Source organism: Saccharopolyspora thermophila (assembly GCF_014646075.1).
GTDB classification, from domain to species: domain Bacteria; phylum Actinomycetota; class Actinomycetes; order Mycobacteriales; family Pseudonocardiaceae; genus Saccharopolyspora; species Saccharopolyspora thermophila.
The window spans coordinates 20271-27627 of the sequence record NZ_BMMT01000018.1; the positions used below are offsets into that span (position 1 = coordinate 20271).

11 protein-coding genes are annotated in these 7357 nt (G+C 70.5%); 6 read left to right on the top strand and 5 right to left on the bottom strand.

The features are described 5' to 3' along the window. Positions 1–71: 71 nt before the first annotated feature. Positions 72–329: a hypothetical protein gene (locus tag IEY17_RS25590; RefSeq protein ID WP_229680401.1), complete on the bottom strand. Its 258-nt coding sequence runs from the start codon at positions 327–329 to the stop codon at positions 72–74. Here IEY17_RS25590 and IEY17_RS21090 point away from each other — a divergent pair. Both IEY17_RS21090 and IEY17_RS21095 read left to right on the top strand, forming a co-directional pair. Continuing rightward, the gene (locus IEY17_RS21090; protein WP_229680399.1) at positions 240–563 is read left to right on the top strand and encodes a DUF1203 domain-containing protein; all 324 of its coding nucleotides are present in this window, start codon (positions 240–242) and stop codon (positions 561–563) included. The two genes, IEY17_RS25590 and IEY17_RS21090, sit on opposite strands and share 90 nt — an antisense overlap. A gap of 79 nt (positions 564–642) precedes the next feature. After that, positions 643–2478 carry a S9 family peptidase gene (locus IEY17_RS21095; protein ID WP_188990431.1) on the top strand — a complete coding sequence of 612 codons (1836 nt, stop codon included), beginning with the start codon at positions 643–645 and terminating at the stop codon, positions 2476–2478. Positions 2479–2602: 124 nt separating this feature from the next. On the opposite strand, the gene IEY17_RS21100 is transcribed toward IEY17_RS21095, so the two are convergent. From IEY17_RS21100 to IEY17_RS21115, 4 genes are all read right to left on the bottom strand, one after another. Then, on the bottom strand, positions 2603–2794 hold the full coding sequence (locus IEY17_RS21100; RefSeq protein WP_188990433.1) for a DUF1059 domain-containing protein: 192 nt from the start codon (positions 2792–2794) through the stop codon (positions 2603–2605). Then, complete coding sequence (locus IEY17_RS21105; RefSeq protein ID WP_188990435.1) at positions 2779–3465, bottom strand: class I SAM-dependent methyltransferase; 687 nt, start codon at positions 3463–3465, stop codon at positions 2779–2781. Before IEY17_RS21105 ends, IEY17_RS21100 begins: the two co-directional genes overlap by 16 nt. An 86-nt stretch (positions 3466–3551) precedes the next feature. Then, positions 3552–3728 (bottom strand): hypothetical protein, encoded by a 177-nt coding sequence (locus IEY17_RS21110; protein WP_188990437.1) that lies wholly within the window; start codon positions 3726–3728, stop codon positions 3552–3554. 5 nt (positions 3729–3733) lie between these two features. After that, complete coding sequence (locus IEY17_RS21115) at positions 3734–4243, bottom strand: GNAT family N-acetyltransferase (protein WP_188990439.1); 510 nt, start codon at positions 4241–4243, stop codon at positions 3734–3736. Between the two features lie 73 nt (positions 4244–4316). On the opposite strand from IEY17_RS21115, the gene IEY17_RS21120 reads away from it, so the two are divergent. The 4 genes from IEY17_RS21120 (at position 4317) to IEY17_RS21135 (ending at position 7312) form a co-directional block, all read left to right on the top strand. Beyond that, entirely contained in the window at positions 4317–4847 is a 531-nt protein-coding gene (locus tag IEY17_RS21120) for a TetR/AcrR family transcriptional regulator (RefSeq protein WP_188990441.1), read from the top strand. Between the two features lie 50 nt (positions 4848–4897). Next, the gene (locus IEY17_RS21125; protein WP_188990443.1) at positions 4898–5962 is read left to right on the top strand and encodes an NADH:flavin oxidoreductase/NADH oxidase; all 1065 of its coding nucleotides are present in this window, start codon (positions 4898–4900) and stop codon (positions 5960–5962) included. Positions 5963–6354: 392 nt separating this feature from the next. Then, complete coding sequence (locus IEY17_RS21130) at positions 6355–6765, top strand: hypothetical protein (RefSeq protein WP_229680380.1); 411 nt, start codon at positions 6355–6357, stop codon at positions 6763–6765. A gap of 13 nt (positions 6766–6778) precedes the next feature. After that, positions 6779–7312 carry a DUF3558 family protein gene (locus tag IEY17_RS21135; protein ID WP_229680381.1) on the top strand — a complete coding sequence of 178 codons (534 nt, stop codon included), beginning with the start codon at positions 6779–6781 and terminating at the stop codon, positions 7310–7312. The last annotated feature ends 45 nt before the right edge of the window (positions 7313–7357 follow it).

A 7357-nucleotide genomic window follows, 5' to 3' on the forward strand; every position in this document is an offset into this window, starting at 1 on the left:
GTCAGCAATCAGTCATCAGCCGACGAGACGGCCGTTTTCCGCCAGCGTCGGGCGGGGTCCGGCGGCGACGATCAGGCCATGGATTTCCACAGGTCCTGCCCATTCAACCCGAGGTTCTCGACGAACTCCGCAAGCGGGACGACGCCGGGCGAGAACCAGTCCTGAGCATCGAGACCGACCCGGACGGTGCCCCGCTGCGCTGCTGCCTGCGGCGCAGCCGCCCCGGCGACCGGATCGCGCTGGTCAGCTACGCGCCGCTGCGGCGCTGGGCGCGCGAGCACGACGTTGACCCCGGCCCATACGACGAGGTCGGGCCGGTGTTCATCCACGCCGAGCCCTGCGCCGGGCCGGACGGCGGCCGGTGGCCGGAGGAGATCCGCTGCACCCGCCGCGTGCTGCGGGCCTACGGCCACGACGGCCGCATCCTCGGCGGCTGCCTGCTCGGCCGGAAAACCGGGCTGTCCGAACGCACCGCTGGTGATCTGCTGCTCGACCCGGCGGTCGCGCTGGTCCACGTGCGGGCCGTCGAGTACGGCTGCTTCCTGTTCGAGGTCCGGCGCTGACGTCCGCCCTCGCGGCACGCCAGGACGGGCACCGCCGGTCGGGTCCGCGGGCCGCGCCGGTATCGGGCAGTATCGACCCGTGAGCACCTACCCCGAGGCGAAGACCCCCGAGAAGCTGTTCGACGATCCGGAGCGGGAGGCCCGTTGGCGGGCCCGGTTCAGCGCGCCGCGCGTGTCGCTGCCGGACTGGGCCCGGGACGCCCCGCACCGCAGTCTGTACGTGTCGAACGCCAGCGGCACGTGGGAGATCTACGCGTGGGACCGCGACGCGGACACCCACCGCCAGGTGACCGACCGTCCACAGGGGACTTTCCATGGCACGTTGTCCGCGGACGGCGAGCAGATCTGGTGGTTCGACGACACCGACGGCGACGAGTTCGGCAGCTGGGTGGCCGAGCCGTTCGGCACGGGCGAGGCGCGGCCCGCGCTGCCGGGCACCCACCCCGGCTACCCCGCCGGGCTGGAGCTGGGCTCGAAGGTGATCGGCGTCGGGATGTCCACCGACGACGGCGTGACGGTGTGGGTCGCTCGCGACGGCGGCTGCCCGGAGGTGCTCTACCAACACGAGCAGGACGGCGGGCTGTCCGCCATGTCCTGGGACGAGTCGATGGTGGTGATCTCGCACTCCGAGCACGGCGACAGCCGCCACCCGGCGCTGCGGGTGCTGCGGGTCGACGGCTCCGAGGTGGCGGAGAAGTGGGACGGGCCCGGCAAGGGCCTGGAGGCGCTGGCGTTCGCGCCCGTCACCGGCGACCCGCGGCTGCTGGTGCTGCACGAGCGCCGCGGCCGGGAGGAACTGCTGATCTGGGACGTCGTGGCGGACACCGAGACGGAGATCCGGCTCGATCTGCCCGGCGAGGTGTCGGCCGACTGGTACCCGGACGGCAAGGCGCTGCTGATCGCGCACACGCACCACGCGCGAACCACCATGCACCGCTACGACCTCACCTCGGGCGAGCTGACCGACCTGCCCACCCCGCCCGGCACGGTGGCCGGCGCGACCGTGCGGCCGGACCACTCCGTGGAGTACGTGTGGTCGTCGGCGGCCACGCCGTCGCTGGTACGCACCGTGTCACGAGACGGCACGGACCGGGTGCTGCTGACCCCACCGGGCGACCGCGCACCGGGTTCGGAGGCGGTCACCGACGTGTTCGTGACGGTCCCGCACGGACCGAACGACACGGTGCACGCGCTGGTGGCACGCCCCGCCGACGCGGGTGACGGGCCGCTGCCCACGGTGTTCAACCTGCACGGCGGACCGCACGCCGCGGACGAGGACCGGTTCTCCGCCTACCGGGCGGCGTGGCTGGACGCCGGGTTCGCCGTGGTGGAGATCAACTACCGCGGTTCCACCGGGTACGGCTCGGCGTGGCGGGACGCCATCGAGGGGCGTCCGGGCCTGACGGAGCTGGAGGACGTGGCGCGGGTGCATGACTGGGCCATCGAGACCGGGTTGACCACGCCGGCGCTGAGCATCGTGGCCGGGGCGTCCTGGGGCGGGTACCTGACGTTGCTGGCGCTGGGCACCCAACCGGAGCGGTGGGCCGGTGGTGTCGCCGGGGTTCCGGTGGCGGACTACGTGTCGGCGTACGCCGACGAGATGGAGCCGCTGCGCGCCTACGACCGGGCGCTGTTCGGCGGGTCGCCGGAGGAGGTGCCGGACATCTACCGGAAGGCGTCGCCGATCACCTACGTCGACGAGGTGCGGGCGCCGGTGCTGGTGCTGGCCGGGGACAACGACCCGCGCTGCCCGATCCAGCAGATCCTGAACTACCTGGACCGGCTGAAGCAGCGGGAGGTGCCGTTCGAGTTCTACCGCTACGACGCGGGGCACGGCTCGCTGGTGGTGGCGGAGACGCTGCGCCAGGTGGCGACGGAGATCCACTTCGCGCGCCGCGCCGTCGGCCTCGGCTGATCACCCGGACTGGTGGACGGATTCGGGGCTGCTCACCCAGTTCACCAGCGCCGCCGATTCCGTCCATCAGCTGGTCCGAGCTCATCGTGCGTGCCGGTCTGGAAGTCGATGAGCTGGGCGAGTTTCATTCCGTTCGGGCCTCGTCCTCCAGCAGCTCGTGGATCTGGTTTCGCAGTTGCGGCGTGTCCTCGTGCCCGTGCACCGACACGGCGTGCTCGACGGCCGCCCGCAGGACTTCCTCCTCCTCGCCGATCAGGGTCAGCGAGCAGTTGATCTCACTCGGGTACTTGCGGCAGTCCGCTATCTTCCTGGCCATAACGGCTCTCCTGTGTTGCGGATCGGATTGCGCAGCCACGACAGCTCCCGCTCGTACTGCGGCTCGGGATGGGTGGCCACGCCCTGCACCAGCGGGGCGCGTACGTAGGTCGGCGGCCAGTACCAGTCGGCGCGGCGCACGACGAACCCGGCCCGCTGCAGGACCGCCAGGACCTCGATGTTGATGCGGCAGCGCCGCGCCCCGCGCAGGATCTCCTGCGCCTGGTCCTGCGCCTGCCCCACCACCCCAGGCGCCCGCGTGTGCTCGAGGAACACCAGTTGGCCGACCGGGCGCAGCACGCGGCTGAACTCGTGCCCGGCGCGCTGCGGGTCCGGGGTGCTGCACAGGCAGAACCGGGAGACCACCACGTCGAAGGAGTGGTCCGGGAACGGCAGCGCGGTGAGGTCGGCGTCCACCACGTCCATCGGCAGGTCGGGGTGGGCGTCGCGGACGTCCGGGGCCGCGGCGACCAGCGCCAGGTAGCAGACGTGGCGGTGTTCGAGTAGGTCCGGGATGCGGAAGGCACCGACGTCGAGCACCCGGCCGGCGGAGCGCTTCCCGGCCAGCACCCGGAACCGCTCCAGCACCTCGATCGGCGCGGCCGCGCCCGCCCGCTTGTAATGGCAGGTCACGCTGGAGGAACGGACGCCGTGCGCCGGGTCCGAGGTCATGCGCGAAGCATGGGCGGCGCGATGCGGCAGCACCAGAGACTTCCGGCCCCGACTAATCCGATCCGGTGGCCCGGGCCAGGTCGTGCTCAGGACTGTGCGCTGCGCGGCCGGTCCGGCAGAATTTCGCCGACCAGCAGCCAGGTGTCGCCGCGGCGTACCCACTGCAGCGGCTCGGGTTCCGGTGGCCAGGCCAGCAGGTAGCGCACGTACAGGTCGTTCATCACGCGCACGTGGTGCGCGACCACGTCCCTCCACCGCTCCACGGCCGTCACCCCAGGTCGAGGTCGTACCGCAGCTCGTCGAGCTGCTTGCCCCACTGGCGAACCGGATTCCGCTCCGTGCAACGAAAACCGGCTTCGCGGTAGAGGCGCGCGGCGGCCTCCAGCCCGTCGACGGTCCACAGCTTCACGTGCCGGAAGCCGCGGCTGCGCGCGTGGTTGAGCAGCGTCCGCAGCAAGGTCCGGCCCACGCCCGCGCCGCGGACCGCCGGCGACACCAGGAACCAGCGGAGCTGCCCGACGCGGTCGCCCTCGTCGGTGAGCGCGACGGTGCCGACCACCTCACCGCCGCGTTCGGCGAGCCACAGCCACCCGGGTTCGGTCCCGGGCTCGGCGCTGCCGAGCCGGTCGGCGAACGCCGCCAGACCGCGCGCCACGTGGGCTTCGAAGCCGTGGTCGAAGCCGTGCTCGCAGGCATAGAGCTCGCCGTGCATCACGAGCACGATGCCCAGGTCGCCCGGGCGCGGGCCGACCCGGATGGTGATCTCTTCGGTGCTCATGCGGAACTCCCGGTGAAACAGTTGTTTCAGTCGTAGGCTAGCAGCCTGACGAGCACCGGAACAGAAGGCGACGATGACCGACGAGGGACGGCGCGGCGAACTCCTCGCGAAGCTCCTGGACTATTCGGCCACGCACGGCCTGTCCGAGGTGTCCCTGCGCCCGCTGGCCGCTGCCGTCGGCTCCAGCCCGCGGATGCTGCTGTACTTCTTCGGCTCCAAGGAGGGCCTGGTCCGCGAGGTGCACCGGTACGCCCGCAACGTGCAGCTGCGGCTCCTCGCCGAAACGCTGGCGGAGTGCTCGAATCGCACGGAGGCGCTGCGCTCGCTGTGGCACTGGATCAGCGATCCCGCGCACCACAACCTCGCCCGGTTCTTCTTCGAGAGCTACGCCCGGTCGCTGCACGCCAACGGCGGCGCGTGGGAGGGCTTCGGCGAGGCCAGCGTCCGCGAGTGGCTGCCCCGCATCCGGGAGGCGCTGGGCGGCTCGGAGACCGAGGGCACGCTGGTGCTCGCCGCGCTGCGCGGGCTGCTGCTCGACCTGCTCGCCACCGGCGAGACGGAACGCGTCAACGCCGGTTTCGAGGAACTGTTGTCGCGGTTGTGAGATATGCGACTGCCGGAATATCTCGTTCCGCCGCGGTGTCGGATGCTGTTGTGAGCCATCTTTTCGAACCGATCAAGCTCCGAGACATCGTCATCCGCAACCGCGCCTGGGTGTCGCCGATGTGCCAGTACTCCGCCGTCGACGGCGTGCCCAACGACTGGCACCTGGTCCACCTCGGCCAGTTCGCCATCGGGGGCGCCGGGCTGATCATCGCCGAGGCCACCGCCGTGGTCCCGGAGGGCCGGATCACCCCGCACGACACCGGCCTGTGGAACGACGAGCAGGTCGCGGCCTGGCGGCGCATCAACGACTTCCTGCACGCGCAGGGCGCGGCGACCGGGGTGCAGCTGGCACACGCCGGGCGCAAGGCGTCGACCAGCGCGCCATGGGAGGGCGGTCTTACCGTCCCGGAGTCCGAGGGCGGGTGGCAGACCGTCAGCTCCACCGCCGAGGCGTTCGGCAACCTGGCCGCCCCGCGGGCGCTGACCGAGGACGAGATCGCCGCGCTGCCTGAGCAGTTCGCCGCCGCTGCGCGCCGTGCCGAGGCCGCGGGCTTCGACGTGATCGAGCTGCACTTCGCGCACGGTTACCTGGCGCACCAGTTCTACTCGCCGCTGGTCAACGACCGCACCGACCGCTACGGCGGGGACTTCGACAACCGCGTCCGGATGCTGCTGGAGATCACCGAGGCGGTGCGCGCGGCGTGGCCCGCCGACCGTCCGCTGCTCGTTCGGCTGTCCGCCACCGACTGGGTCGACGGCGGCTGGACCGGGGACGACTCGGTGCGGCTGGCGCGGCTGCTGGCCGAGCGCGGGGTGGACCTCGTGGACGCCTCCACCGGCGGTGCCGTGCCGAAGGCGGACATCCCGATCGGCGCGGGCTACCAGGTGCGGTTCGCCCGCCAGATCCGCGCGGAGGCGGAGGTGCCGACCGGGGCGGTCGGCCTGATCACCGCGCCGGAGCAGGCCGAGGAGATCATCTCGTCCGGCTCCGCGGACGCGGTCCTGCTGGGCCGGGAACTGCTGCGCGACCCGCACTGGCCCATGCACGCGGCGGACCGCCTGCACGCGGACAACCTCTGGCCGAAGCAGTACGAACGCGCCCGGCTCGGCTGAGCCGCGAGCACCGACCCGATGGCCGGGCGCTGGGAGGAGAGGTCCCGCGCCCGGCCACCAAGGTGGACCGGTGCACCAGCCCGTTCAGGCGGGTGAGGTTTTCGAGGCGAGGGGCACCTTCACCAAGCAACGTGGCGATTCCCCGCGTCTCCCGGGCCACGGTTCGTCGATCACGTGCGCAGATAATGTCGCCCGGTCGCCATATCCGGGGCGCGCGTCGGACGGCAGCGAGTGGCGTTCGTCTCGGGGGTGCGTGGTCGCCGCTGGTAGCTGGGCCGTCCGGGCGGCTCGCGAACGAGGTTTCGCGAATGTTGCCCCCAGCCGTTCATGTTCCGTGTACTCTCTGCGTCCGTGACCACACCTGGAGTGATCACGGACGTGGAGGGGACTACGTGACAACGGGGATGGAGGGCTTCGCCGCGCAGGCAGGAAACCTGGCCGGGCAAGCCCAGGGCCTGCGCGCAGCCGTCGACGCCGGGCACCTCGTCATGGACCCCCAAGCCGCCGAGCGCGTCGCCCGAGTCTACGAGGACAAGGCCGACGCAGTTCAGGAGCTCGTGGGAGACGCTCGGCGACTGATCCGGCAGGGCATCTACGGAAACTGCTTCATCGGTCGCGGGTTGGAGCAGAAGTTCAACGAGAAAGTAACGGGCTCATCCGGTTCTCCTGATGCAGGTCTCATCCCAGTCCTCCGCAAGGCGGAGCAGATCCTGCGCGACATGGCGCAGGCATACCGGGATTCTGCACGGGATATGCAGAACACCGATGAGGACCGCGCTCACGACTTGCGGAAGAACGTCTGATCTGATGGGTGCCATGCGTATGAAACGATCACTGGTCGCAGCTGCGTTTGCTGCGGTCGGTATGACCTCTGCTGCTTGCTCTGGTGGCCAGGGAAACGAGACGCCACCCACCCAGCAGGTGCCCAAGGACGTTCTTACCAGCTTCGACCCGTGCACCGTGCTCAGCTCCCAGGAGATCCAGTCCTTCGGTGCTTCGCCTGAGGGCAAGCCAAGCGACCTAGGGCTCGGCGAGGTCGGCTGCGACTTCGACGGTGACGAATTCGACTTCGGGGTCTTGAAGGCCAGTAACCACGACGAAGCCTACTGGCAGGGACAGCGCACCCAGTTCGACGAGTTCACCCCGAATCAGGTCGGTGGACACCAAGGCTTCGTGGGAATAGAGCTCAGCGGTAAAGGTCAGGGTGTCTGCACCCAGGTCATGTACGTCGGCAAGGGCTCGGTGATCGTCGACATCAACTACCGCTCGGACAAGATTCCGAGCGACGAGGCGACGTGCGCCAAGGCGATGGAGATCGCGCGGCTCGTTGAGCCGAAGTTGCCGAAGTAAGGCACATCGAGGGGGAACGACGTGGGGAACTGGTTCACCAACGGG